The following is a 24,567-nucleotide window of genomic DNA, read 5'->3' on the forward strand; positions in this document are numbered from 1 at the left end:
AAAAGCCAGCACCCGAGCTGGCTAAGAAACACTGGAAGCAATGTGAGCAATGTCGTGCCTTCTCAGCCAGTAGCAGAGCTCTGCTGAAAACGCATAGCAATAATAATCATTATCATTCGCACTTGTAAAGCTCTTTTCTGATTATTTTTTACTTGATTTGATGATAAAAAACCCTGATTTTAAAGAGGTTTTCTAACACTAAGGAGAGTAAAGGTGAGTGAAATTATCGTTCGACACGCCGAGCCTGATGACGCTGCGGCGCTGCATCAGATGTACAGCCAGCCGGAAACCTACAGCGATACGCTTCAGCTCCCTTACCCTTCACTACAGCGCTGGCAGGAGAAGCTAAAAAATACGCCGGACGGGCAGCATATGCTGGTGGCCTGCATCGATAGCCAGATCGTCGGTCAGTGTTTCGTGGCGCTGAATACCCCGGCGCGCCGCCGCCATACGGCGACATTCGGCCTGGGCGTGGACATTCGCCATCGCGGCAAGGGCGTGGCGAAGGCGATGATGACGGCGATAGTCGATCTCTGCGATAACTGGCTACAGGTGGATCGCATTGAACTTACCGTTTACGCCGATAATCAGGCGGCCATTGCGCTGTATGAGAAATTTGGCTTCGTGACCGAAGGGCGCGGCGTACGCTTTGGCGTGCGTAACGGTGTGCAGGTCGATGCACTGTTTATGGCACGTCTGAAAGACTGAATCCTACGGGTGACGCCTACAGATTAAAAGGCGTCACCACGTTGACCCGCGAAAACTCCCCGATTTCCTCTTCCGGCGGTAAAAAACCGTGAAAGCGCAGGATCGCCTGTAACGCACTGCGGGCATCGGCGCGCAGATCGTGATCGATAACCGCATCCAGCTGCCGTGCGGCCAGCATTTCACGGTTTTCCTCGTCCAGATCGTGGGCAATAAACGCCCGCAACGGGCGCTGCTGGCTGGTAAACGCGCGGAAGATGGCCCGATTACCACCGCCAACACAGTAAACTGCGCTGATAACCGGATCGCGATCCAGCACCTGGCTCACCCGCTCAAACGTCAGGCTGTCGACGCCGTAGCCTTCACTGATGCGCACCACTTTATGCTGCGGTGCAAGCTGGTGCAGCCCTTCGGCAAAGCCCGCAACCCGCTCCTCTTCGCCGCGAAATCCGGCGCTGCTCAGCACCACCGCCACCGAGTGGGGCTGCGGCCCCAGCCAGCGTGACAGCAGATAAGCCGCCGTGCGCCCGGCGCTGCCGTTATCCATGCCCACATAGCGAATACGCGCGCTGTCGGGCAGATCGGTGACCAGCGTGACGACCGGCACCCGCTGGCGCAGCAGTTCTTCCACGCTGGCATTCAGCGCTGACTCATCACTGACCTTGAGAATAACGCCGTAGCTGTCGCTGCCGCAGCGCAAAAGTAACTGCTGGAGGGCCTTCGCATCGATCTGTTCAAAGACGTGAAAACGCAGCATCAGGCGGAACGGTGCCAGGCTGCCGAGCTGGCTGAGCAGGGCGGCGCTGACCAGCGAGCTGAAGCGCTCGGGGGTATGCAGCACCACGTCAATATTCAGCGTTCTGCCACTCGCCAGATTCACCCGCTGCTGTAGCTCAAGATCGCGAATTGCGGCGGCAATCCGCCGATCGGTTTGCGGATGTACGCTGCCGCGTTTGTGCAGCGCGCGATCCACCGTCGCCTTGCTGACGCCCGACTGCGCGGCAATCTGTTTAATGGAGAACTTCATTATTTGAGGTCTTTTTGAGGTTATCGGTGCGTGTTGTTAAAAAAATGTAAGTGATAAGGTGGTTAAGAGCAAATGTTCCTCACCCTGTATCCGACAAAAAACAAGAAAGGCGCTTAATCATGAGTTCAGATTTCAACAATCAGTTTAAGAACAAAGTGTATGTGGTGACCGGCGGTACCCAGGGCCTGGGTGCGGCGGTGGCCGAGCTGCTGGCAGAACGCGGCGCGCGCGGCCTGATTATCTGCGGTCGAAATGCGCGGGCAGGTGAAGAGCAGGTGGCAAAACTGCGGGCGCTGGGCTGCGATGCCGGCTTTGTCGCCGCCGACCTGACCGATCCGCACGCCTGCGAGCAGGTGATCGCCGCAGCGGAAAGCCGCTTTGGCGTGCTGCATGGCCTGGTCAACTGCGCCGGGATGTCCGATCGCGGCACCATCCTCAACACCACCCCGGAGCTGTTTGACGCCATTTTCGCCGTTAACGTCCGCGCACCGTTCTTCCTGATGCAGGCGGCAATCAAACTGATGGTGGCGAACGGCACGGAAGGCAGCATCGTTAATATCATCACCATGACCTCCCACGGCGGTCAGAGCTTCCTCACCACCTATGCCGCCTCCAAAGGGGCGCTGGTGACGCTGACGAAAAACGTCGCCTTCAGCGCCATGCGCAACCGCATCCGGGTCAACGGCCTGAACATTGGCTGGATGGACACCCCGCACGAAGATGATATTCAAAAGCAGTATCACCAGGCCTCCGACGACTGGCTGGAAAAAGCCGAGCGCGAACAGCCATTTGGCCGCCTGCTGAAACCGCGGGAAGTGGCGCGCGGCGTGGCGTTTTTACTCTCTGAAGAGTCCGGGATGATGACCGGCGCGGTGATTGATTTCGATCAGAACGTAGTCGGCTGCGGCGATGACGGCGCGCCAAAACCCCAGCAGCCGCTGAGTCTGTAAGGAGCCGATATGAACGCTATCTATCTGCAGGAAAAGCAGCTGAAGGTTGATGAGTTTGCGGCGGTTTGCCGCCAGACGCTGCGCCAGGATGATTATCCACTGGCGGCAAGCAGTGAGCTGAACGTGCTGATTTACCGCGCCGATTCGCTGTTAAGCGCCGCGCGTGACGATCGGAAAGCGGTACTGAGCGAGCTGCACCGCGCACTCTCTTCCGGCCCCGGCGTATTTGTGGTGAAAGGACTGTATGACAACCTGGCCGCGGTGGACCGCAGCAGCCAGCTGTTTGAAGCGATCCTGAAAGATGAAGCCGCAGCGGGCGGCGGTGGCGATCACTTCGCCAAAGCGGGCAGCAATGGCCGCATCTGGAACGCGCTGCAAAAAGTCGCGGAGCGCGATGCCGACGCCTTTATTGATTATTACGACAATCCGCTGCTGGCGATAATTTGTGAAAGCTGGCTGGGGCCGGGCTACGAGATGACCGCCCAGGTGAACCAGGTACGCCCCGGCGGCAAGGCGCAGCAGCCGCATCGTGACTACCATCTGGGCTTCCAGAGTAATGAGGTGGTCGAACAGTTCCCGCTGCCGCTGCAAATTCTGTCGCAGTATCTGACGTTGCAGGGCGCGGTGGCGCACACCGATATGCCGATTGAGTCCGGACCGACCCAGCTGCTGCCGTGGTCACAGCAGTATCAGGCGGGCTATCTGGCCTGGCGGGACCCGGAGTTTATTGCTTATTTCCAGCAGCATGCCATCCAGCTGCCGCTGCACAAAGGCGACGGGCTGTTCTTCAACCCGGCGCTGTTCCATGCGGCGGGCAATAACGTCACGCAGGATCGCGTGCGCACCGCCAACCTGCTGCAGGTGTCATCCAGCTTTGGCAAAACGATGGAGAAGGTTAACCATATCAAGGTGCTGCAAAGTATTTATCCGGCCCTGCTTCAGCGCGAACTGCCGGAAGATAAGCTCAGTGCCGTTATTGCATCTGCTGCGGAGGGCTACTCATTTCCAACCAATCTGGATACCGATCCGCCGCTGGGCGGGCTGGTGCCGCAGACCCAGCAGGCCCTGTTGTTACAGGCGCTGCGAGAGAAGTGGACGCCGGTACATTTCAACCAGCAGCTGGCAGAGCATACGCAGAAACGTCAGGCATGATGTCGGATGAGGAAACGAAGGAATGTGCTGATTTTGACATTCGCCTGCTCTTTGCCGTGCTGATCTGACAGCGGTGCTTCAATCGATCGTGCCCCGTAACGTATAACGGGGCACGATCCTGCTACCGTCACTCACTGCCCGTAATACGCATTTGCCCCGTGCTTACGTAAATAGTGCTTATCCAACAGCACCTGCTGCATATCAGTAATCCCCGGCGTCAGCTGCCGCGAGAAGATACCCATATAGGCGACTTCCTCCAGCACCACCGCATTGTGCACCGCGTTATCCGCATCGCTGCCCCAGGCAAACGGACCGTGGGCGTTGACCAGCACCGCCGGAACGGCTGCCGGACTGATATCGCGCGAGCGGAAGGTTTCAATAATCACTTCGCCGGTATTGTGCTCGTAATCCCTGGCAATTTCCTGCGCCGTCATCAGCCGCGTGCAGGGAATTTTGCCGTAGAAATAGTCGGCATGGGTGGTGCCCCAGGCGGGCAGATCCAGCCCGGACTGCGCCCAGATGGTGGCGTGGCGCGAGTGGGTATGCACAATGCCGCCGATGGTTTCAAAGGCGCGATACAGCGCCAGATGCGTTGCCGTATCGGAAGAGGGCTTCTTGCTGCCTTCCACCACGCGGCCGCTCTCCAGATCCACCACCACGATATCGTCCACCGTCATCACGTCGTAATCCACGCCGGAAGGCTTGATCGCTACGCGGCCGCTGGCGCGATCGATTGCGCTGACGTTGCCCCAGGTAAAGGTCACCAGATTATGGCGCGGCAGGGCGAGGTTGGCCTCGAACACCTGTTCTTTCAGAGTCGTTAAGCTCACAGTAATCCTCCTTCCTGCATTTTTTGTTCAATCCAGCGCCGCGCCTGCACGATCTCGGCGACCGGCTCTTCGGCTTTTTCGGTCCACATTTCAATCAGGAACGCGCCGCGATAGTTAATCTGCTTCAGCGTGCGGAACACGCTGACAAAATCGACGCAGCCTTCGCCAAACGGCACGTCACGGAACTGGCCCGGCGAATCAGGGGTGACCGGCAGGGTGTCCTTCAGATGGATCGCAGCGATGCGATCGATGCCCAGTGCCAGCTCGGCGCTGACGTCGTTGCCCCAGGCGCTGAGGTTGCCGACGTCCGGGTAGACGGTGAACCACGGCGAGGCCAACTGGCGATCCCAGTGCTTCCACTTGCTGATGGAGTTCATAAACTCGGTGTCCATGATTTCCACCGCCAGCATCACCTGTGCCGCCGCCGCGCGTTCCACTGCCCAGGCGAGCCCTTCGGCGAAGCGGGTCACGGTGCCTTCATCGTGCGATTCGTAATAAACGTCGTAGCCCGCCAGCTGGATGGTGCGGATGCCGGTGTCCTTTGCCAGCTGGATGGCGCGATCCATCAGATCGTACGCCTGCTGGCGAACGGCCGGGTCGCGGCTGCCAAACGGGAAGCGACGATGGCCGGACAGGCACATCGATGGGATGTTGACCCCGGTTTCAATCATCGCGTCCACCAGCGACAGGCGCTGGGCTTTGGTCCAGTCCAGGCGCGCCAGGCGGGCATCGGTTTCATCCACCGACATCTCAACAAAGTCAAAGCCGCAGGCCTTCGCCAGCGCCAGACGTTCCGGCCAGCTCAGGTGCGCGGGCAGGGCTTTTTCATAAATACCTAACGGGTGCTGACGCATGTTATTTCCCCCAGATGCTGTCGATGGCCTGATGGAACTCGGCGGCGGTGGCCAGACCGTTGGCGCTTTCGGTCAGCGCGCGGCCCACGATAAAGGCGCGCACGTCGATCTCTTTGAACTGCGGCAGCTCCTGTGGGGTGATGCCGCCGGTCACCGACAGCCCGAAGCCAAGGTCGGAAAGCGCCTGCATCGCGTCGAGATCCTGCTGGCTCCAGCGCTGCCCCTGCGCCTGCGCATCGCGGCCACGGTGGTAAATCGCCTGCTTCAGACCGAGGGCGCGCCAGCTGCGGGCGTCATCCATCGTCCAGTTGCCGAACAGCTCAATCTGGATCTCGCCCTGGTAGCGCTGCGCCACCTCATGGGCACTGGCAAAGGTCGCCAGCGGCGCGGCACAGATCACCGTCATCCAGTTAGCCCCGGCCTCAAACGCCAGTTCGGCCAGCGTCGATCCGGCATCGGCGACCTTAAAATCGGCCACCAGAGTTTTCTCCGGCAGGCGCTGGCGCAGCTGGCGCACCGCGTCCACGCCCGCGCTGAAGCAGAGAATGGTGCCGGCTTCCACGATATCGACGTGCTCGTGCAGGCGATCGGCGGCATCAAGGGCGGCATCCAGCCGGGTATGATCCAGCGCCAGCTGCAGTTGAGGAACAGAGGTACGGCTCATGAGTTACTCCTGGTTGGCGGCAATCAGCGCCGTAATAAGTTTTTGATAGCGATGGTATTTTTTCTGATAAAGCGCGTGGTTTTCGGCGTTTGGCTGATAGCTGACGATCGCCGGGTCCAGCGCCCGCTGCGCCTGCTGTAGCGACGGTTGCGCGCCGGTTCCGGTCATCGCCACCAGCGCCGCTCCCAGGCAGCCGCTCTCTTCAATCTGCGGGATCTCCACCGGCAGGCCGCTGATATCGGCAAACATCTGCATCCACTCGGCCGAGCGCGTTGGCCCGCCGGTCAGGCGCAGGGCGCTGACGTTGGGGAAGCGTTTGAGAATGCGGTTAAGGTGGGTCAGATGCGAGAACACCACGCCTTCATAAATTGCCTGCACCAGATGGCCGCGCTGGTGGCCGGCCTGCAAACCGTAGAAACTGGCGTGCAGGTTGGCCCCGGCGTTGTTGCCGTAGAGGAACGGCACGAACAGCAGCGAGCTGGCTGCCGGAGGCAGCTCCGCCACCCACTGATTCAGCTGTGCGTAGTCGTCAATGCCCCACTGCTGGCAGAACCATTCCAGATTAGCGGCGGAGGTCGGGCTGGCTTCGTGAACGATGTACTGGCCGTCAATGGCGTAGCGGCCATACACGAACGGATAGTCCACTTCATCGCTCAGGCGGTCGGTAATGCCGCTGGTCACCGACCAGGTGCCCATCACCGCGTTGAGCCGCGTGTCGTCGTACAGCCCGGCGCACAGCGCGGTGGACACCACGTCAAACAGTCCGCCCACCACCGGCGTGCCTTCCGCCAGCCCGCACTGCGCGGCGGCGGCGGCCGTAATGTGCCCGGCAACATCGCTCGAGCCGACGATTGGCGGCAGGGCGGGCAGGATCTCCGCGATCTCCAGCATCTCCGCCAGCGCGGGCGACCAGTCGCCCTGCTGCATGTCATAGAGATTGGATTCAGAAATATTGGTTTCTTCGCAGGCCCGTTCGCCGGTCAGGCAAAAGCGCAGATAGTCGTGCGCCATCATCACGCTGCCGATCGCCGCATAGCGTTCCGGCTCGTGATCCTTGACCCAGCGCAGCAGCGAAACCGGATGACCGGTCCACAGCGTCTGGCGAGTCACCGGATAGAGCGCCTGCGGTACGCCCTCACGCTGCCAGCGCTGAACCAGCTCCAGCGCGCGGCGGTCGGAAGAGAGTATGCCGTTGCCCAGCGGCTGGCCCTGCTTATCCAGCATAAACAGGCCCTTACCCTGAGCGGAGATCCCCATACCGCGCACGTCTGCTGCATCGATCCCGCCGTTTTCCAGCACCTGGCGAATCACCGTGGCAGCCACCTGCCACAGCTGGTTCATATCGCGTTCCGCCCGGCCCGGTTCCGGCACCAGCACCGCAAGGTTTTGCCGCGCCACCGCCTGTTCACGGCCTGATGCGTCATACAGCCCGGCCTTAATAAAGGTGCCGCCGCAGTCCAGCCCCAGCCAGTAACTCATGCGGCCCCCTTCTGCGGTGCATCGCAGCGTGCGGGCAGCGTCAGCGCCAGTACCGAAGCAATCGCCAGTGAGATCGCCAGGCTGTAAACGCCGGCGTCTTTGCTGTATTCGGCAATCAGCACGCCGACCATATACGGACCGCAGAAGCCGCCAAGGTTGCCCAGCGCGTTAATCACGCCGCGTGCGCCGCCCGCCACTTCAGCGTTAAACAGGCGTGGCGGAATACTCCAGAACACCCCGGCCGCCGACTGAATAAACACCCCGCAGCCGACCAGCGCGGCGTAGGACCACCAGATATGCGCTTTCAGCAGTACCGACAGCGCCATACAGATGGCAAATCCGGCCAGCGGAAGCGCCACAAACAGCTTGCGGCGCCCGGTGGCATCGGACAGCGACGAGAAGATAAACATGCCGAAGATCGCACCGACGTACGGCAGGATCGCCAGCCAGCCCACCTGTTCGATGTTGCCGTTGGTCAGCCCCTTCAGGATGGTCGGCAGCCACAGGGTATAGCCGTAGATCCCGGTCTGATAGAAGAAGTTAACCATGATCAGCCGCCACATCACCGGTTCACGCATCACCTGGCGCAGCGAGGCCTTACGGTTATTTTTACCTTTGATTTGCAGCTGTTCGTCGTGCAGCGTTTTGATCAGATAGTTCTTTTCGGCCTCCGAGATCCACTTCGCCTCCTGCGGGCGGTTGCTGATGGTGAAGGACCACAGCGCCATTACCACCAGCGACAGCACACCTTCCACAAAGAACAGCATGCGCCAGTCCCAGCTGCTGATGATCCAGCCGGAGAGCGGAGCGGTCAGTATTCCGGCGATCGGCACAAACATGATCACAATCGCGTTGGCGCGGCCGCGTTCAGAATCGGGGAACCAGTTGCCGATCATGGTCAGCACCACCGGCAGCATGCCCCCTTCGGACACACCCAGCAGGAAGCGCAGTCCCAGCAGCTGATACTGATTGGTCGCCATACCGGTAAGGATGGAGATGACCGCCCAGGCCAGCAGCGACCAGCCGATAAAACGTTTACCGTTGCCGTAGACCGCCAGCTTGCCGCCGGGAACCTGCAGGAACAGATAACCGATAAAGAAGATGCCGCCCGCCAGACCGGCCATTGAGGCGCTGATCCCCAGCTCGTCATCCATACCGCCCGGCATAGCAAAGGCGATATTCACGCGGTCCATATAGGAGATAATGCAGGTGATCAGGATCGGCGGAATAATACGCAGCCAGCGCGTGTTAGGAATGGACGCGCCGGATGCCACAGAACTTGAGGTCAGGCTCATAGCGTACTCCCGGAATTAACGAACTCGGTAAGAGGGATCTTGACCACCACTTTGCGGATCGCCTGCGGGCCGTCGATCATCAGGTTTGGCCGATGGAGATCCTGCGGGAAGAACACGGCGAAATTGCCGGGCTTCATCAGCAACAGGGTTTCGTTCGGCGCATCGCGATAGAAAATAATGTCGCGATCGGCGTTGTACGGCTGGTGGATGGCCAGCTCGGCTTTCTCCGTCGCCACGCCAATCAGCTCCTCACCGTCCACCAGAAACTGCACGTCAACAAAGTGGCGATGGGCTTCCGGGAAGCTCTCGCTGTGGGGACCGGTCTGTAAATCCAGCACCTGAACTACCCAGCCGGTTTTATCGTGCTGATAGCGTCCGGCGGCCATCGCCCGCAGATCGTGACGGGCCAGATAGTCCACGGCACGGGCAACGGCGACAGGATAGTGGTGCGCTTCGGTATTGTTGATATGTCCAAAAATCATCGCGTTGCTCCTGTTACAGCGCCTGAATACGTGCCCAGACGCGCTCGTCGACCGGAATGCCCTGCTGCTGGTTTTCAGCGCGGATGCCGGGGAATTTATGGCCCGGCAGGCGGATGGCCTGCTCGCCGTTGGCGCGTTCGGCACCGCTGATGGATTCAATAATGCGAGCCAGCTTGGCGTCGCGGGTTGGGCCGTCGATCAGTCGGTCGACGTCAATGGCGATAAACACCTGGGAAATACCGAATTCGTCGCCGTTGTCCTGGGTCACTTCGGTGACCGATGAGCCGTTAGAGAGCAGGGTGGCCAGCATATCCAGCACGATGGAGAGCGCGGAGCCTTTCCAGTAGCCCATCGGCAGAATGCGGCGGTTTTCCTCAATGGTGGCCGGGTCGCGGGTGTAGTTGCCGTCGTTATCAAAGCCGCCGTCGACCGGCAGGGTTTTGCCCGCCAGACGGTTAATTTCCAGCATGCCGTAGGAGAACATCGACATCGACATATCTACCATGGTGATCGGCTCGCCCGGTACGGCAACGATCAGCGGGTTGGTGCCGATTGCACAGTTTTTGGCGCCCCACGGCGGCATTACCGCAATCGAGTTGGTCCAGCAGATGCCAACATAGCCTTTCTCTGCCGCCTGCCAGCCGTAGCTGCCGCCGCGCATCCAGTGGTTTGCGTTGCGCAGTGCCACCAGGCCGATGCCGTGGCTGTCGGCCAGCTCCATCGCGCGATCCATCATCTCGGTGGCGGTCAGGTTGCCGATAGCACGATGTGCATCCCACTGTTCAATCGCGCCCAGTGAGAGAATTTTTTCCGGGGTTGCCGTCGGCACGATATGCCCGGCATCCAGCTGCTGAATAAAGCGGGGGAAGCGGTTCACGCCGTGGGAGTAAACGCCGCTTTCACTGGTATCGGCAAACAGGGTGGCACAGGCTTCGGCCTTCTCCGCCGCCACGCCGCGCGCCAGTAAAACGCGCAGGAACTCCTGCTTTAACTGCTGGTAGCTGATTCTCATGCTGCTGTTACTCCCCGCTGGTGTGTATTTCAATATGTGGAATGTCGTTCCAAATAAATCCTATGAGGTTATCGGAATGAAGTCAAAAAAACGGGGGGTGAATTTAGTGTTAAAAAACAGATAGATAAAATTAATGTCAGCTTCTGTGATCGTCGCCACACCCGGTCAAAAACGGGCATGGCAAAGCCGACAGCAAAGTTTCCTCTGCCGTCGGCTACGTGATGATGACTGAGGTCTGCGGCGCGTCCGGTACAGCCAGTAATTCGGTAAGCGCCACCGTTTCCCCCTTACAGCCTGATACGTACCCGGTACAGCGAACGGGTGGCGGTGATATACAGCTCGTCGCCGTCCGGGCCGCCGAACGTGCAGTTAGACACGCACTCCGGCAGCGGGATCTTGCCGATGCGGTTGCCGCTGCTGTCGAAGGCGATCACCCCGTCGGCACAGCTGCACCAGACGTTGCCCCGGCGGTCAACGCAGAAACCGTCCGGAATTCCGGGAGCGACTTCGGTAAACCATCTGCCGTGGCTCAGCCGATCTCCCTCGACCTGGTACACCCGCAGCTCGCGGCGACCGAGAGTGGGAAAATCAATCACCGACATATCCGCCACGTACATCAGGCTTTCGTCGGGCGAGAAAGCCAGCCCGTTAGGGCGCTGCAAATCGCTGGCGGCGATGGTCAGTTTGCCGCTGACCGGATCGAAGCAGTAGAGATAGCAGCCGATCACCTGACTGTGGGCGTGATAGCCTTCGTCATCGCTGGTGATGCCGTACGGCGGATCGGTAAACCAGATGGTGCCGTCCGAGCGCACCACCACGTCGTTAGGCGAGTTAAAGCGCCTGCCGTCCACCTTCTCCACCAGCATGGTGACACTGCCGTCGTGTTCGGTACGGCTGATGCCGCGCCGGCCGTGCTCGCAGCTGATCACCCGCCCCTCGGCATCCCGTGCGTTGCCGTTGGCGAAGTTGGAAGGTGAACGCCATACCTCCAGCTCGCCGTTGCGCTGCCAGCGAAACATGCGGTTGCCCTTAACGTCGCTGAACACCACCGCATCCTGCTGCGGCAGCCATACCGGCCCTTCCGCCCAGATCGCCGGGGAGCAAAGCGTCTCAATAACCAGATCGTCGGTGATTGCCATTGTTCTGCCTCCGTTACTTCACGCCCCAGATGGTTTTGTAGTGGCCCTGGTAGTCGTTCTGCGGGTCGTAATGGTTCTGTGGACCGCCGTCGCTGCCGATATTCTCTTTGGTGATCAGGTGCGCCGGGGTGACGTAGCCTGACGGCGGCTGCCCGGCAAAGGTGCGGTTAAACTCGTCCAGCAGCTGCCAGCCGTGCAGCTTCAGCGGCTCGGCGACGGTGCCGATCTGGCTGTCGCCGCTGCGAATGCGCTGGAAGGCGGAAACCGATCCGTCACCGGCGGAGACGTTAAACGGCGCGTTGCTGCCGCCTTTACCGGCGGTTTTCAGCGCCGGGGCCATAAAGTCGAAGTAGAGATCGTTAATCGCCAGCGCGTACTGGAACTTATCGCCATATTTTTGCAGCAGGCTGAAGGTCATTGACGGCATGCGGTTGGCGGTGTCGGCCAGCGGCGTATCGATAAACTCCACGACCTGACAGCCGCTGCACTTCTCGATCTCCTGCTTCATGGTATTCGCTTTATCCAGCGCGATTTGATACAGCGAGTCGGTAAAGATCAGCACGCTGGCCTTGCCGCCGGAATGCACCACCGCATACTGTGCGGTCAGACGCGCCACCTCGGTTGAATCCGAGGTGATGTTGGTGGTGACGCCGTACTGCGGAATCGGCCCCGGCTGCGGCACCGCGTGCCAGGCCATCAGCACGATTTTTTGCTGCGCGGCCTTCTTCAGCAGCACCTTCGCCACGTTCGGGTTCCAGCCGCCGATCACGATGCCGTCCGGGCGCTGGGCAATCGCCTGATTCAGCGCGGCAAGCTGATCTTTTACCGAGCCGCCGCCGTCCAGGGTATCGAGCTTCCAGCCTGCCGCCTTCGCGGCTTCGCTCAGCCCCTGCTGCACGCCCTGCACGCCGCCGTTTTTCATGTCGGAGGCGATGAAAATCACCTTTTTATTCGCCTGTAGCTTAGGGCCGGTAGTCGGGCCGTCCCATTCGGTCACGCTGGCGGTGGCTTTAGTCACTGCCGCTGTGGCCTGGTCGAGATAACTGTCGGCGTGTGCCGGTAGGGCTGCGGCCAGCAGAGTACTGAGGGTTAAGGCAAGAACGTGAATTTTCATAGCTGACTTCCTGTAGTGGCGTTTTGGTTATTGTCAGGAGGCGTTGCCGGGGCGCTCTGGCTGCGAACGACGGCTTTCTGGTTTAACATCCGGCGGCGCTGGGCGTAGCCGGCAAGACTAATGGAGAGCAGCAGGGTGGCACCGTTGAACAGCGGTTCAACCCAGAACTCACCGCCAAACTGCTGAATACCGGCGATACCAATCGCCAGAATGGCAATCCCGACCACCGTACCCCAGACGTTGACCCGTCCCGGACGAATAGTGGTGCTGCCGAGGAAGGCCCCGACCAGCGCGGGCAGCAGGTAGTCCATCCCCACGCTGGCCTGGCCGACGCCCTGTTCGGCGGCGATCAATACGCCGCTGAAGCCGGTCAGCACGCTGGAGGCGATAAACGCGCCGATGGTGAATTTATTCACCGCAATGCCGTTCAGCCGTGCCGCCGCCGGGTTACCGCCCACCGCGTACATGCAGCGGCCAAGCGGGGTGTGTTCGGTGATCAGCCACAGGATAATGGCCACCGCCAGCACGTAGAACGCGCCAATCGGGATGCCGAAAATTTCGGTGTAGTGCAGGGCCGTGAAGGCGTCGGGCAGATCGCCGACGATCTGACGGCCGCCGGAGTGCCACAGCGCGATGGCGTACAGCACGGTACCGGAGCCCAGGGTGGCGACGAAGCTGTCGATATCCGCCAGCGCCACCAGAATGCCGTTCAGCAGGCCGTACAGTGCGGAGATGGCCAGCACGGTCAGTACCGCCATCTGCCAGGAGAAGCCGTACTGCACCTGTAACGTAATGGCGAGGATGTGCCACAGCACGATCCCGAAACCGACGTTAAGATCGATTTTGCCGACGATCATCGGGATCGTTGCGGCCAGCGCCAGCAGGGCGATCTTGGCCTTGCTGGAGAGGATCGCCTGGAGGGTCAGCATGCTGGCGAACGACGGCGACAGCGCCGAGAACATCGCCACCAGCAGCACGCACAGCAGCAGCAGGCCGTAGCGGGTGACGATTTGCATCGACCACGGGCCTGCACCGTGCTGGCTGAGACTGACCCGCTGCTCCAGCGCGGTCGATTTGACGGACGTTTTAGACATAGATCTTCTCCTGCCACCGCCTGCGGGGTGGCGTTAAATTTCACACGGTGGCGACGGTGGATTCGCTGCTGGCGGAGGCCAGCTCAAGTAGGTTGGCAAAGCTGACGCGATCGTTTTTCAACTCGCCGACGATCTGCCCGCGGTTGAAGACCAGCGCCCGGTTGCAGATATGGGCGATCTCCTCGAAGTCGCTGGAGATCACCAGCACCGCCACGCCTTCAGCCAGCGCTTTGTTCAGCAGGTGATAGATCTCTTCACGTGCACCCACGTCGACGCCCGCAGTCGGATCTTCCAGGATCAGCAGCGGCGCATTAAGGTGCATCCAGCGCGCCATCACCACCTTTTGCTGGTTGCCGCCGGAGAGGGCGCTGATATCCAGGCTGACGTCCTTCGGACGGACGTCGAACAGCTGCATTTTCCACCAGCTGGCCCCCAGTTCGGCACGGCGTCCGTAGTGGGAAAGCAGGCGATGGCCGCTGGCGCAGGGATTGATGAACAGGTTTTCACGCACGCTCATCGACATCACCAGACTTTCGCCGGTGCGATCCCCGGCCACCAGCGACACGCCCGCCGCCATCGCCTGCTGCGGCGAGCTGGCCTGATAGTGTTGCTTGCGGAAGGTAATGCTGCCGCCGGTACGCTGACGCAGGCCGAACAGCAGTCGGCCAATCTCCTCCTGCCCGGCACCGCGCAGCCCGGCCAGCGCCAGCATCTCGCCGGGCTGCAGGTTGAAGGATACGGGGCCCACTTCATCAATGCAGACGCTGTCGAAGGCCAGAACCGGATCGGCTTTTTCCGGCAGCGGCTCGCGCTGGTTTCCCTCTACCGCTTCGCCGACGATCATTTCCACCAGGTTGCGCAGGCTGTAGTCGCGGGTGAAGCCGCCCGCTACGCGTTTCCCGTCGCGCATTACGCAGACGCGGTCGGCAATTTCGATCACTTCGTCCAGGCGGTGGGTGACGTAAATCATTCCCACTTTTTTACTTTTCAGGCGTTCGATAACGCTGAACAGATGGCGGACGTCGTTGGCAGGCAGCGAAGCGGTGGGCTCATCCAGCACCAGCACCTCGGCATTGACGGCCACCGCACGGGCGATAGCCAGTAGAGACTTTTCGGTGCGCGACAGTTCGAACACGCGTGAGTCCGGGTCGAGGGCGATACCGACCTCTTCCAGCGCCTGGCGGGAGCGCTCGCGCACCGCACGCCAGTCAATCAGCCCCAGCCGACGGGTAAAGCCCATCACCAGCGCCATATTTTCGGCCACCGTCATCCACTCGATCAGTCCGAGATCCTGATGAATAAAGGCGATGGGCTGGCGCTGGGCGGTTTTCAGCGCGGCGGCGGAGGTAATGGTGTCGTCGTGGAAGCGGATATCGCCGCCGTCGCGTGGGTAAACTCCGGCGAGGACTTTGATCAGCGTGGATTTGCCGGCACCGTTTTCGCCCAGCAGCGCCAGGACTTCACCGGGATGAACCTCCAGGCTGACGTCGTTGACGGCGATGTTGCCGCCAAAGCGTTTAGTGATATGGCTCAGCGTCAGAACCGCTGCCCCGGGTGTATTCTGCATAACAGTCTCCTGCAACAACAGACAAGTATCAACGGCGGCGACAGCTTAATAAAAACACCGCTTGTTCCAACATGCGAAATCAAGTTTCAAAAATAGTATTCTTACTGCGGACGGAAAGCAAAGGTGAGGAAGTTTTATTTATTTATATAAATCAGTAATTTATTTTTAATGTTATAGATCTGTGATGAATCGCTCACTTCGCTTTTGCGCTTTTAACCGTCTAATATGGAGCATTGTCAGTGTTGAAACGTCGTTCCATATTCACAGCCGCAGAGGCATGAGTTACCATCAGACAAAGCCCCGTAAAGGGTGTGCGGGACATTAAGAGGAAGCGTGAATGAGCGTAAAGGCGGATACCGCAAAGGATGATAAAAAGGATCAGCCGGCTGGCACCCAGAGTCTGTTTCGTGGCCTGCAGCTGATTGAGATATTGAGTAATTACCCCAACGGTTGCCCGCTGGCGAATCTGTCAGAACTGTCCGGAATGAATAAGAGTACTGTCCACCGACTGTTGCAGGGGCTGCACAGCAGCGGCTATGTCACCCAGGCGCCGTCGCCCGGCAGCTACCGGCTGACCACTAAGTTTATTTCGGTGGGGCAGAAGGCGCTGTCGTCGCTGAACATCATTCACGTTGCGGCCCCGCATCTGGAAAAACTCAATCTGGAAGTGGGTGAAACGGTAAATTTCTCCAGCCGTGAAGACGATCATGTGATTCTGATTTACAAGCTGGAGCCGACGACCGGTATGCTGCGAACCCGAGCGTATATCGGCCAGCATATGCCGCTGTACTGCTCGGCGATGGGTAAAATCTTTATGGCCTGGGGCAGTGAAGAGTATCCGGCGCACTACTGGGAAACGCATCAGGATACGATCCAGCAGCTGACGAAAAATACCATCACCACGCTGCCGGAAATGCTGGACGAACTGAAGGTGATTCGCCAGCAGCAAACCGCGATGGACAGAGAAGAGAATGAGCTGGGTGTGTCCTGCCTGGCGGCACCGGTGTTTGATATCCAGCAGCGGGTGCCGTTTGCCGTTTCGGTGTCGTTGCCGACCGCCAAGCTACAGCAGGTTGGGGTGAAGAAGCTGATGGCGCCGGTGGTGGCTACCGCCAGAGCCATCTCTGCCGAGCTGGGGTTTAATGGCTGATCCGGGCATGGCCGGATCGCCATGTTCGCCGGTCGTTGAGAAGGCAGCTGAAGGGGCGATGGCCCTGCCGATTCTGCCGTTTGTTCAACCGACCCGACTTCTGCCGCCGTTCAGCGCGTAATAGTGATCTGCTGGCCAGCGGCATTTGAGTTTACAGATGATGTGGAACCGCTGCCGTTTCCCCGCTCATCCCGCGCTGGCGGCGCATCATCCGCCGCAGCGGGTAGAGCATCAGCAGGCCGTAAATGCCCCAGCCGATAAACCACACCAGCCCGTTTTCATTGCTGCCGGTCAGCTGGGCCACCACGCCAAATCCGTACGGGCCGATAAAACCACCCACAATGCCGAAGGCGTTAATCCAGGCGATGCCCACCGCCGCATCGGTGCCTTTCAGCAGTCGCGCCGGGAAGCTCCAGAAAATCGGCTGCCCGGCAAAGATGCCAAAGGCCGCCAGGCACAGTGCCAGCATGCGCCACAGCGGATCGTTAAATATCACGCTGAGGATTAGGCCGGCCACGCTAAGCGCCAGCGTCACGCCGATATGCAGAAACGGCGTATTGTGCCTGGCTGCGGATCGCGGCACCACGATCACCGCCACGGCCGCCGCCAGCCACGGCAGAGCAGAGAGCAGGCCGGTCATCATCACCGAGGTGCTGAATTTATTGATAATGCTCGGTAGCCACAGCATCAGGCCATAGCCAACAATCGGATAACACATCAGGAAGGCAATCAGCATCATGATGCGGCGATCCTTCATCACCCGCAGCGGGTGCTGGTGTGGACCGGGCGCGTCGGTGACGCCGTTTTGCTGCTGCTCCTGCTGAATATCGCTGGCGATCTGGCTGCGCTCCTGGTCGTTCAGCCAGTGCGCCTGCTGCGGCGTGTTCGGCAGCGAGCGCAGGACAATCAGCGACAGCAGCACCGGCGGCAGGCCCATCAGAATAAACAGCCACTGCCAGCCCGCCAGCTGATACAGGCCGTCCATTTGCATAATCAGCCCCGAGAGCGGGCTACCGATCACCAGCGCCAGCGGATTGGCGAGGAAGAAGATGCCGATGACCTGGCCGCAGCGCGAAGGCGGGAACCATTTCGTGATGAAGTAGATAATACCCGGATAGAACCCGGCTTCGGCCACGCCGAGTAAAAAGCGCAGCGCGTAAAACGACCATGGACCCTGCACGAAAGCCATCAGAATGGTGATGATGCCCCAGGTGACCAGAATGCGGGAAAACCAGATCTTCGGCCCGAATTTCAGCATCAGCAGATTGCTGGGGACTTCGCAGAAGGCATAAGAGATAAAAAACAGCCCGGCGCCGAGGCCAAACGCCGCGGCACTCAGACCCACATCGGCCTCCATTTCCAGCCAGGCAAAACCCACGATCGTTCGGTCGATAAAGGCAAACAGATAGCAGACCACCAGCAGCGGCAGCAGATAGCGCATGTTTTTGCGATAAACATGTGTGCGACTTTGAGCGTGATGTGTGTCCATGATTTTCCCCCGGCGAGTGATTCACCTGACCCGTTAAGCTTAATGGCTGTAAAAGCATCAACGGTGGGAGAGGCGGTTAATTTAGTAAACTGCGAGCCAGCTCAACATTGAAACAGGAAAAATGGAATGAATAAACCGCCTGATTTTTAATGAGTTAGTCAGTTAAATGTCACCATCAGATTTATCGGTGGAATATTATTTTCGCCAAATCGTCGGTTTCACCCTTTCCGTAGTGCAACGATTGTTTCTGTATGGAAACAATATGGCCAAGATCGCGTTTATTGTTGCAGGAAAAACTGGTTGTGGCAGGATGGTTTCAACGGGTGATTACCCTCCTAATTTAAACCGAATCCGAAGGTGTCATGATGAGCAATAAAGTCGTTAACTGGAATGGTGGCTTACAGCCGGAAGCCGTTGAAATCCTGTCTGCTGAAGGCGGCATGATCGTTTGCCCTACCAAAGTAGGCTACATCATCATGACCTCTGATGCGAAAGGCCTGGAGCGTAAATTCGACGCCAAGCAGCGTAACCGTAACAAGCCAGGCGTGGTGCTGTGCGGCTCGCTGGAGCAGCTGAAAGAGCTGGCTCAGCTGAACCCGGAAATCGAAGAGCTGTATCAGCAGCACTGGGACAAAGACGTTCTGCTGGGCTGCATCCTGCCGTGGAAAGAAGAAGCCGTCGCGCGCATTCCGGAAGACGGTTCTAAAGACCTGATGATGGACCGCCGCCAGACCAGCTGCTTCGTGATCAAGTTCGGTGTGCCTGGTGAGAACCTGGCAAAAGAACTGTGGGAAAACCACGGCAAGTTCTCTTTCGCCAGCTCGGCTAACCCGTCAGGTAAAGGTAACCGTGGCCTGGTAGAAGGTATCGGCGAGCGTATCGAACAGCACGCTGACCTGATCATTGCGGCAAACGACTACGTGAAATCTATCCAGCCTAACGAATCTGAAAAGACCCGTTACGAGCAGGGTGTGATGGTCGCGATGGTGGACGAAAACGGTAAGCTGGTTCCAGAGCAGAAAGGCGAGCGCAACATCACGCCATGCCCGGTACTGATCCGTAAAGGTCTGGATGTGGATAAGATCATGTCAATGCTGTCTGACATCTTCACCACCTGGGATTACCGTCACGGTAACTACTACTGATTATCGCCTCTGCGCCTGAGACGACGGCAGATGCTGCTCTCTTCAGGCGCGAATAACGCGAAAATCAATCAGCGCCCGCTAATGCGGGCGTTTTTTATTGTCATCTCCCGGCGTGAATTCGGATCGTAAATTACTGCCATCTCCCGGCCTGAACCCGAAATGTTAATTACCACTCAGCGCTTTTTGCAGTGCCTCAACAAATAACCTCACGCGTGGGGAAATATAGCTGTCCGTTTTCATCAGAACGTAGGATTTATAAATATCCATTTCCCAGTCCGGCAGTACCTGAACTAATTTACCTTCATCGACGGCTTCCTGCGCAATATAGCTGGGTAAATATGCGATGCCGGTCTGGGCTATAGCTGAATTCACCAGCGCAATACTGTTGTTGGCACGAAATCTGCTGCGGACTTCAATATCTTTTTTCTGTTTTTCTTTTCTGAAAGGCAGCGAGATCGTGTGGGCCGGGCCGCGAAAAAGAATAAAGTCATGGCGGGTGAGATCGTCCGGGCTGGTAATCTCAGCGTGTTGCCGCAGGTAATCCGGCGCGGCGTAAATCCCCCAGGTGATATCCATCAGCGGGCGATAGTTTCGGTGGCCGGGAAGCTCGCGCTTAATCACCACCGCCAGATCGAAATTATCGTCCTCAAGGCTGACCGGACGGTCGGTGAGGTCAAGATCGACGCTGACGTGGATATTGCTGGCGACAAAGCGATTCAGCACCGGCACGATGCACTGGCAGCCAAAGGTGACCGGGGCCACCACGCGCAGGCTGCCGGTGGGCTCTTCGTGGAACTGGCGGATAAACAGGTCGGCGCTTTTCACTTCGTGCAGGATACGGTAGCAGTAGTGATAATAGGTCATGCCGACTTCAGTCACCTGAATCCGCCGCGTCGTGCGGGTTAGCAGCTTCGCCCCCAGACGCACTTCCAGCGCCGAAATTTCCTTGCTGACCGAGGATTTTGCCAGCCCGAGCACCTTTGCCGCTTCGGTGTAGCTCAGCGTTTCCACCACTTTGGCAAAAATAATCATCCCGTGCAGGTTTTCAAAATCGCTCATTATTATCCCGGATTGTTCTTAAGGAGAAACAATAAAGAATACTAGCATATTTCACGTTTCCGACGAACAGAAAAGAGATAGGGTAATTACAAATAAATGTAAGCAGTCGGAAAATAATAGCGCAGAGAGATAATTAACATGGGTCAGACAATCAGCCAGAAAATACTCGCCCGAGCAAGCGGGTGCGAAAGCGTGACGCCTGGAGAAATAGTTTGGGCGAAGGTGGATGTATTAATGTCGCACGATCCCTGTATGCCGGGTGTGGCCAGCGTATTTAAAAAAGAATTTGGCGAACAGGCGAAAATATGGAGCACGGAACGTTTTATTCTTATTCCTGACCACTTTGTTTATTCTGCCGACCCGCAGGCGAATCAGAATATTCGCGTGATGCGTGAATTTGCCCGCGAGCAGGGCGTTACGTATTTCTATGATGTGGGCACACCCGCCTATAAGGGCGTCTGCCATATTGGCCTGGCTGAGGGGGGCCATACGCGCCCGGGGGAAGTGCTGCTGGGCACCGACTCCCATACGGTGACCGCCGGGGCGTTTGGCTGCTTCGCGATCGGACTGGGGATCACCGATGCGGCCTATGCGCTGGGCACCGGTGAGATCCCGCTGAAGGTGCCGACCACCATTCGGGTGAACTATCACGGTGAGCAGCCACAGCAGGTGCAGGCGAAAGACCTGATCCTCGCCCTGCTGCGTGAACTGACGGTGGAGGGGGCCACCTACGAGGCGATTGAGTTTGCCGGTCCGGTGATTGACGCCATGTCGGTAGAAGAGCGCATGACCATGTGCAATATGGTGGTGGAGTGCGGGGCTAAGAACGGCATTATGGTGCCGAATCAGGCCACCCTCGACTACCTGGCGGCGCGCACCACGGTGCCTTTTAATGTGGTGGAGGCCGATGCCGATGCGGTTTACAGCCGCGTTGTCGACATTGATGTCAGCACTATGCAGCCGCTGGTGGCGAAACCCCACTCGCCGGACAATGTGGTATCGATCGATACTTTACAGCAGGTGGAAATCTCACAGGCCTATATTGGCTCCTGCACCGGCGGCAAGCTGGCGGATTTTTTTGCCGCCGCTCGGATATTGCAGGGCCGCAAAGTGGCGATCCCGACCTTTGCCGTTCCGGCCACCAAAGAGGTGTTTCATCAGCTGATCGTCACCCGCATTGCGAACCAGTCAATCTATGAAATCCTGACCGCTGCGGGGGTGAATCTATCATCCGAGCCCGGCTGTGCGGCCTGCTGCGGCGGGCCTGCCGATACCTTCGGCCGGATTAATCAGCCGATTTCGGTGATTTCCACCACCAACCGTAATTTCGTGGGCCGTATGGGGCACAAGCGCGCCAACATCTATCTGGCCTCTCCTTATGCGGTAGCCGCCGCTGCGGTGCGCGGCACCATAACCAATCCTGTTGAGCTGTTAGGAGTGCCATCATGAAAAATATCATCAGCGGAACGGCCTACGTACTGGGCGACAACATTGATACTGACCAGATCCTGACCGCCGAATATTTGAAGGTGAATCCCTCGACCCCGGAGGGCTACGCGCAGTTGGCGGGGCTGGCGATGTGTGGTTTGCCGGAAGGGGCGCTGCCGTTTCTGGATGCCTCCGGCCAGCGGGCGGCGCATCCGATTATCGTTGCCGGCAAAAACTTTGGCTGCGGATCTTCACGCGAGCATGCGGTGATTGCGCTGGGCGCGGCGGGCGTGCAGGCGGTGCTGGCGCAGTCCTATGCCCGCATTTTCTTCCGCAACTGCGTGGCGACCGGCGAAGTGCTGCCGCTGGCTTCGGCCACGCGGCTGAGCGATCGCCTGCGTACCGGCGACCGGGTGGAAATCGACAACGACGCGCAGACCGTCACGCTGCTGGACTGCGGTGAAACGGCGGCCATCGATCCGGCGGGCGAGCTGGCGAACATCGTCGCGGCGGGTGGGCTATTTGCCTATGCCCGCGCCAGCGGCAGAATCAAAAGCGCATAAATTCCCCGCTATAAAGCAGCAGGGCCGCGGTGAGGCGGCCCTGAGGGATTACTTGGCTGAGATAGCCAGCGCGCCACCGGCAAAGACAAACAGGCTGCCGGTTGAGCGGTTGAGCATCCGCAGCCGTTTCGGGTTAGAGAACAGCCCGGACAGGCGACGACCGGCGCAGGCGTAGCTGAACATAATGCTGAAATCCAGCGCGGCCCAGGTGATCGCCAGGGTGGCAAACTGCAGCGCGTGTGGCTGGCTGGCATCAATAAAGTTCGGGAACAGCGCGGCGAAGAACAGCAGATCTTTCGGGTTGCTGATGCCGACCATAAAGCCCTTACGGAACAGGCGCAGCGCGCTCGGCGCATCTTCCATTTCTGGGGTGGCCACCGGCGTTTCATGGCTGTTATCGCGCCATGCGGAAATACCCAGCCAGACCAGATAGGCGGCACCGACCACCTTCAGAATGGTAAAGGCGGTAGTGGAGGCGGCCAGAATAGCACCCAGACCCAGCGCGGAGGCGGTCATCAGCACCATGGCTGCCAGCACGCCGCCGACAACCGTTGCCAGCGCATGTTTGCGGCCGAAGCGCAGGCCGTGGGTCATGCTGATTAAAGCCGACGGGCCGGGAATGGCAATCAGTGCGGCAATCACGCCGGTATAGGCCAACCAGAGGTGGAGCGTCATACAGGGTCCTTTCATTGAAAACCCTCTGCCTGAGGGTTTTTAGCGATAAGCGATAAATGGATTTCGTTGAAATACGAAGGAGCGATAGTTTATTTTCTCGGCAGTGAGAAGTAAATCACATGCGCAAGATTTTCCATTATCGCTACGGCTGGCGCTGTAAAACGTGCTCGCCGGTTCCCGCCTTCAGTCGCAGATTGTCCAGTAATGCCAGCAGCGACAGCAGGCTGACGGCGATAAACGCCCAGGAAAAATCCACTGGCAGCGGCTGCGAATGCGTCTGTAAAGACATCGAGGCGCGCAGCGCCAGCGCGGCAAAGGCGATACCGGCACTCATGCTGAACTGGAAGAACATGCTGAACAGCGTGGAGGCGGCGCTCATCTGCGGGCGCGGCACGTCGGCAAAGCCCAGAGAGTTATAGCAGGTGAACTGCATTGAACGCGACAGCCCGCCGATAAACAGCACCAGTGCCAGCAGCGGGTACGGCAGCGCCGGGGTAATAAAGGCGCAGACGGCAATCGCCGCCGTGCTGATAACGCCGTTGATCAGCAGCACCTGCCGGAAGCCCCAGCGGCGCATCACTGCGGTGGTGAACGGCTTCATCGCCAGATTACCGGCAAACACCCACAGCACCAGAATACCCGCCTCCATCGCCGACAGACCAAAGCTGACCTGGAACATCAGCGGCAGCAGGAACGGAATGGCGTTGATGGCGGCACGAAACAGCGATCCGCCCTGTAGGGTGCTGCGAAACGAGCTGATGCTGAGTGCATCCAGCGGCAGCATCGGGGCTGTTGCGCGGCGCGCATGTCGCCACGCCAGCCATGCGCTGAGGCTGCCCAGCAGCAGCAGCGCCGTGCCCGCAAGCAGATGGCTCTGGCCCAGCGACTCCAGCCCGGCGATCAGCGCGGCGCAGGCGATGGCGGTCAGCAGAAAGCCTGCTAAATCGAAAGGGCGCGGCTGGCCGCGTTCGCCTTTGGGGATCAGCCAGAAGGTACAGATGAGTGCTGCAATGCCCAGCGGGATATTCAGCCAGAAAATCCACGGCCAGTGGCCGACGGTGACGATTAGCCCACCGAGAGGCGGGCCAAGCACCGGAGCGATCAGGCCGGGCCAGGTGATCAGCGCGATCGTTCGCACCAGATCCTGTTTTTCCGTTACCCGCAGCACCAGCAGTCTGCCCACCGGCACCATCAGCGCACCGCCGATCCCCTGCAGCACGCGACTGAAGGTAAACATCGGCAGCGAGGTACTCAGGCCGCAGAGCAGTGAGGCGAGGGTAAACAGCACGATGGCGCTGGCAAAAATACGCCGTTCGCCAAAGCGGTCGGCCAGCCAGCCGCTCAGCGGAATAAATACTGCCACCGCCAGCAGAAAGGCGGTTATGCCGACGTTCATATCCACCGCGCTGACCGAGAAATCACGTGCCATCTGCGGCATGGCCGTCGCGATTACCGTGGCATCCAGGTTTTCCATAAAGAAGGTGACGGCGACCAGCAGGGCGATCCACCAGGTTCGTGGTATCGGTGCAGTGGGCGAGGTGGCGGGCGTGCCAGATTGCATAATGGCTCCGTGAGGCCGGTGAGTGAAAAAAATGCGGCCGCTTAAAATTTACAAACACGTAACATAACAGCTGCCGTTCATTGCGCCCAGCGGGGCGCGTCAGCGTTGGGAAAAACGTACTAATCTGCTGTTC

24 protein-coding genes are annotated in these 24,567 nt (G+C 59.1%); 8 read left to right on the plus strand and 16 right to left on the minus strand.

Annotated features, from left to right (window positions below; translation table 11 throughout):
- Nucleotides 1-213: 213 nt before the first annotated feature.
- Complete coding sequence (locus JOE09_RS10705; protein WP_200543207.1) at nt 214-708, plus strand: GNAT family N-acetyltransferase; 495 nt, start codon at nt 214-216, stop codon at nt 706-708.
- A gap of 16 nt (nt 709-724) precedes the next feature.
- Here the strand turns inward: JOE09_RS10705 and JOE09_RS10710 are convergent, their stop codons facing one another.
- Complete coding sequence (locus JOE09_RS10710; protein ID WP_205065769.1) at nt 725-1,732, minus strand: LacI family DNA-binding transcriptional regulator; 1,008 nt, start codon at nt 1,730-1,732, stop codon at nt 725-727.
- A gap of 119 nt (nt 1,733-1,851) precedes the next feature.
- Between JOE09_RS10710 and JOE09_RS10715 the strand changes: the two genes are divergently transcribed.
- Together JOE09_RS10715 and JOE09_RS10720 are read left to right on the plus strand one after the other, a co-directional pair.
- The gene (locus JOE09_RS10715) at nt 1,852-2,682 is read left to right on the plus strand and encodes an SDR family oxidoreductase (protein ID WP_205065770.1); all 831 of its coding nucleotides are present in this window, start codon (nt 1,852-1,854) and stop codon (nt 2,680-2,682) included.
- A gap of 9 nt (nt 2,683-2,691) precedes the next feature.
- Entirely contained in the window at nt 2,692-3,834 is a 1,143-nt protein-coding gene (locus JOE09_RS10720; RefSeq protein ID WP_205065771.1) for a phytanoyl-CoA dioxygenase family protein, read from the plus strand.
- Between the two features lie 131 nt (nt 3,835-3,965).
- Here the strand turns inward: JOE09_RS10720 and araD are convergent, their stop codons facing one another.
- The 11 genes from araD to JOE09_RS10775 form a co-directional block, all read right to left on the minus strand.
- A complete protein-coding gene (gene araD, locus JOE09_RS10725) occupies nt 3,966-4,664 on the minus strand; it encodes an L-ribulose-5-phosphate 4-epimerase (RefSeq protein ID WP_205065772.1) in 699 nt (232 codons plus the stop codon).
- Nucleotides 4,661-5,518 (minus strand): L-ribulose-5-phosphate 3-epimerase, encoded by an 858-nt coding sequence (locus JOE09_RS10730; RefSeq protein WP_205065773.1) that lies wholly within the window; start codon nt 5,516-5,518, stop codon nt 4,661-4,663. Before JOE09_RS10730 ends, araD begins: the two co-directional genes overlap by 4 nt.
- 1 nt (nt 5,519) lies before the next feature.
- Nucleotides 5,520-6,182, minus strand: a complete 663-nt coding sequence (ulaD, locus tag JOE09_RS10735) for a 3-keto-L-gulonate-6-phosphate decarboxylase UlaD (RefSeq protein ID WP_205065774.1) — start codon at nt 6,180-6,182, stop codon at nt 5,520-5,522.
- A 3-nt stretch (nt 6,183-6,185) separates the two neighbouring features.
- Entirely contained in the window at nt 6,186-7,661 is a 1,476-nt protein-coding gene (locus JOE09_RS10740; RefSeq protein WP_205065775.1) for an FGGY-family carbohydrate kinase, read from the minus strand.
- Nucleotides 7,658-8,956, minus strand: coding sequence for an MFS transporter (locus tag JOE09_RS10745; protein WP_205065776.1), 1,299 nt, complete (start codon nt 8,954-8,956; stop codon nt 7,658-7,660). The genes JOE09_RS10740 and JOE09_RS10745 overlap by 4 nt, the downstream gene beginning before the upstream one ends.
- Nucleotides 8,953-9,438: a NanQ anomerase/TabA/YiaL family protein gene (locus JOE09_RS10750; protein WP_105592166.1), complete on the minus strand. Its 486-nt coding sequence runs from the start codon at nt 9,436-9,438 to the stop codon at nt 8,953-8,955. Before JOE09_RS10750 ends, JOE09_RS10745 begins: the two co-directional genes overlap by 4 nt.
- A gap of 13 nt (nt 9,439-9,451) precedes the next feature.
- On the minus strand, nt 9,452-10,450 hold the full coding sequence (gene yiaK, locus JOE09_RS10755; protein ID WP_205065777.1) for a 3-dehydro-L-gulonate 2-dehydrogenase: 999 nt from the start codon (nt 10,448-10,450) through the stop codon (nt 9,452-9,454).
- A gap of 287 nt (nt 10,451-10,737) precedes the next feature.
- Nucleotides 10,738-11,589: an SMP-30/gluconolactonase/LRE family protein gene (locus JOE09_RS10760; RefSeq protein WP_200560540.1), complete on the minus strand. Its 852-nt coding sequence runs from the start codon at nt 11,587-11,589 to the stop codon at nt 10,738-10,740.
- A 13-nt stretch (nt 11,590-11,602) separates the two neighbouring features.
- Nucleotides 11,603-12,703, minus strand: coding sequence for an ABC transporter substrate-binding protein (locus JOE09_RS10765; protein ID WP_205065778.1), 1,101 nt, complete (start codon nt 12,701-12,703; stop codon nt 11,603-11,605).
- Complete coding sequence (locus JOE09_RS10770) at nt 12,700-13,797, minus strand: ABC transporter permease (RefSeq protein ID WP_205065779.1); 1,098 nt, start codon at nt 13,795-13,797, stop codon at nt 12,700-12,702. The genes JOE09_RS10765 and JOE09_RS10770 overlap by 4 nt, the downstream gene beginning before the upstream one ends.
- A 40-nt stretch (nt 13,798-13,837) precedes the next feature.
- Nucleotides 13,838-15,364, minus strand: coding sequence for a sugar ABC transporter ATP-binding protein (locus tag JOE09_RS10775; protein WP_200560542.1), 1,527 nt, complete (start codon nt 15,362-15,364; stop codon nt 13,838-13,840).
- Between the two features lie 337 nt (nt 15,365-15,701).
- Here JOE09_RS10775 and JOE09_RS10780 point away from each other — a divergent pair, with 337 nt between their 5' ends.
- Both JOE09_RS10780 and JOE09_RS26300 read left to right on the plus strand, forming a co-directional pair.
- Nucleotides 15,702-16,514: an IclR family transcriptional regulator gene (locus JOE09_RS10780; protein WP_105592160.1), complete on the plus strand. Its 813-nt coding sequence runs from the start codon at nt 15,702-15,704 to the stop codon at nt 16,512-16,514.
- Nucleotides 16,507-16,635, plus strand: a complete 129-nt coding sequence (locus tag JOE09_RS26300; RefSeq protein ID WP_275584425.1) for a hypothetical protein — start codon at nt 16,507-16,509, stop codon at nt 16,633-16,635. The genes JOE09_RS10780 and JOE09_RS26300 overlap by 8 nt, the downstream gene beginning before the upstream one ends.
- 30 nt (nt 16,636-16,665) lie before the next feature.
- On the opposite strand, the gene JOE09_RS10785 is transcribed toward JOE09_RS26300, so the two are convergent.
- Nucleotides 16,666-18,003: an MFS transporter gene (locus JOE09_RS10785; protein WP_205065780.1), complete on the minus strand. Its 1,338-nt coding sequence runs from the start codon at nt 18,001-18,003 to the stop codon at nt 16,666-16,668.
- 365 nt (nt 18,004-18,368) lie between these two features.
- Here JOE09_RS10785 and JOE09_RS10790 point away from each other — a divergent pair, with 365 nt between their 5' ends.
- The gene (locus JOE09_RS10790) at nt 18,369-19,148 is read left to right on the plus strand and encodes an L-threonylcarbamoyladenylate synthase (RefSeq protein ID WP_200543595.1); all 780 of its coding nucleotides are present in this window, start codon (nt 18,369-18,371) and stop codon (nt 19,146-19,148) included.
- A gap of 162 nt (nt 19,149-19,310) precedes the next feature.
- On the opposite strand, the gene JOE09_RS10795 is transcribed toward JOE09_RS10790, so the two are convergent.
- Nucleotides 19,311-20,207, minus strand: a complete 897-nt coding sequence (locus JOE09_RS10795; RefSeq protein ID WP_105592157.1) for a LysR family transcriptional regulator — start codon at nt 20,205-20,207, stop codon at nt 19,311-19,313.
- 138 nt (nt 20,208-20,345) lie between these two features.
- Here JOE09_RS10795 and JOE09_RS10800 point away from each other — a divergent pair, with 138 nt between their 5' ends.
- Nucleotides 20,346-21,656 (plus strand): 3-isopropylmalate dehydratase large subunit, encoded by a 1,311-nt coding sequence (locus tag JOE09_RS10800; RefSeq protein ID WP_205065781.1) that lies wholly within the window; start codon nt 20,346-20,348, stop codon nt 21,654-21,656.
- Nucleotides 21,653-22,198 (plus strand): LeuD/DmdB family oxidoreductase small subunit, encoded by a 546-nt coding sequence (locus JOE09_RS10805; RefSeq protein ID WP_205065782.1) that lies wholly within the window; start codon nt 21,653-21,655, stop codon nt 22,196-22,198. Before JOE09_RS10800 ends, JOE09_RS10805 begins: the two co-directional genes overlap by 4 nt.
- Nucleotides 22,199-22,246: 48 nt before the next feature.
- Here the strand turns inward: JOE09_RS10805 and JOE09_RS10810 are convergent, their stop codons facing one another.
- Both JOE09_RS10810 and JOE09_RS10815 read right to left on the minus strand, forming a co-directional pair.
- On the minus strand, nt 22,247-22,873 hold the full coding sequence (locus JOE09_RS10810) for a LysE family translocator (RefSeq protein ID WP_123331769.1): 627 nt from the start codon (nt 22,871-22,873) through the stop codon (nt 22,247-22,249).
- A 142-nt stretch (nt 22,874-23,015) separates the two neighbouring features.
- Complete coding sequence (locus JOE09_RS10815) at nt 23,016-24,434, minus strand: MFS transporter (protein ID WP_205065783.1); 1,419 nt, start codon at nt 24,432-24,434, stop codon at nt 23,016-23,018.
- Nucleotides 24,435-24,567 lie beyond the last annotated feature (133 nt).

This window comes from Pantoea coffeiphila (assembly GCF_016909495.1).
Lineage (GTDB): Bacteria > Pseudomonadota > Gammaproteobacteria > Enterobacterales > Enterobacteriaceae > Erwinia > Erwinia coffeiphila.

Excerpts from the sequence above, each read along its gene's own strand:
- JOE09_RS10710 (WP_205065769.1), bottom strand. The coding sequence starts at position 1,732 with ATGAAGTTCTCCATTAAACAGATTGCCGCGCAGTCGGGCGTCAGCAAG.
- JOE09_RS10715 (WP_205065770.1), top strand. The coding sequence starts at position 1,852 with ATGAGTTCAGATTTCAACAATCAGTTTAAGAACAAAGTGTATGTGGTG.
- JOE09_RS10720 (WP_205065771.1), top strand. The coding sequence starts at position 2,692 with ATGAACGCTATCTATCTGCAGGAAAAGCAGCTGAAGGTTGATGAGTTT.
- JOE09_RS10730 (WP_205065773.1), bottom strand. The coding sequence starts at position 5,518 with ATGCGTCAGCACCCGTTAGGTATTTATGAAAAAGCCCTGCCCGCGCAC.
- ulaD (WP_205065774.1), bottom strand. The coding sequence starts at position 6,182 with ATGAGCCGTACCTCTGTTCCTCAACTGCAGCTGGCGCTGGATCATACC.
- JOE09_RS10740 (WP_205065775.1), bottom strand. The coding sequence starts at position 7,661 with ATGAGTTACTGGCTGGGGCTGGACTGCGGCGGCACCTTTATTAAGGCC.
- JOE09_RS10745 (WP_205065776.1), bottom strand. The coding sequence starts at position 8,956 with ATGAGCCTGACCTCAAGTTCTGTGGCATCCGGCGCGTCCATTCCTAAC.
- JOE09_RS10750 (WP_105592166.1), bottom strand. The coding sequence starts at position 9,438 with ATGATTTTTGGACATATCAACAATACCGAAGCGCACCACTATCCTGTC.
- yiaK (WP_205065777.1), bottom strand. The coding sequence starts at position 10,450 with ATGAGAATCAGCTACCAGCAGTTAAAGCAGGAGTTCCTGCGCGTTTTA.
- JOE09_RS10760 (WP_200560540.1), bottom strand. The coding sequence starts at position 11,589 with ATGGCAATCACCGACGATCTGGTTATTGAGACGCTTTGCTCCCCGGCG.
- JOE09_RS10765 (WP_205065778.1), bottom strand. The coding sequence starts at position 12,703 with ATGAAAATTCACGTTCTTGCCTTAACCCTCAGTACTCTGCTGGCCGCA.
- JOE09_RS10770 (WP_205065779.1), bottom strand. The coding sequence starts at position 13,797 with ATGTCTAAAACGTCCGTCAAATCGACCGCGCTGGAGCAGCGGGTCAGT.
- JOE09_RS10775 (WP_200560542.1), bottom strand. The coding sequence starts at position 15,364 with ATGCAGAATACACCCGGGGCAGCGGTTCTGACGCTGAGCCATATCACT.
- JOE09_RS10780 (WP_105592160.1), top strand. The coding sequence starts at position 15,702 with ATGAGCGTAAAGGCGGATACCGCAAAGGATGATAAAAAGGATCAGCCG.
- JOE09_RS26300 (WP_275584425.1), top strand. The coding sequence starts at position 16,507 with ATGGCTGATCCGGGCATGGCCGGATCGCCATGTTCGCCGGTCGTTGAG.
- JOE09_RS10785 (WP_205065780.1), bottom strand. The coding sequence starts at position 18,003 with ATGGACACACATCACGCTCAAAGTCGCACACATGTTTATCGCAAAAAC.
- JOE09_RS10790 (WP_200543595.1), top strand. The coding sequence starts at position 18,369 with ATGAGCAATAAAGTCGTTAACTGGAATGGTGGCTTACAGCCGGAAGCC.
- JOE09_RS10795 (WP_105592157.1), bottom strand. The coding sequence starts at position 20,207 with ATGAGCGATTTTGAAAACCTGCACGGGATGATTATTTTTGCCAAAGTG.
- JOE09_RS10800 (WP_205065781.1), top strand. The coding sequence starts at position 20,346 with ATGGGTCAGACAATCAGCCAGAAAATACTCGCCCGAGCAAGCGGGTGC.
- JOE09_RS10805 (WP_205065782.1), top strand. The coding sequence starts at position 21,653 with ATGAAAAATATCATCAGCGGAACGGCCTACGTACTGGGCGACAACATT.
- JOE09_RS10810 (WP_123331769.1), bottom strand. The coding sequence starts at position 22,873 with ATGACGCTCCACCTCTGGTTGGCCTATACCGGCGTGATTGCCGCACTG.
- JOE09_RS10815 (WP_205065783.1), bottom strand. The coding sequence starts at position 24,434 with ATGCAATCTGGCACGCCCGCCACCTCGCCCACTGCACCGATACCACGA.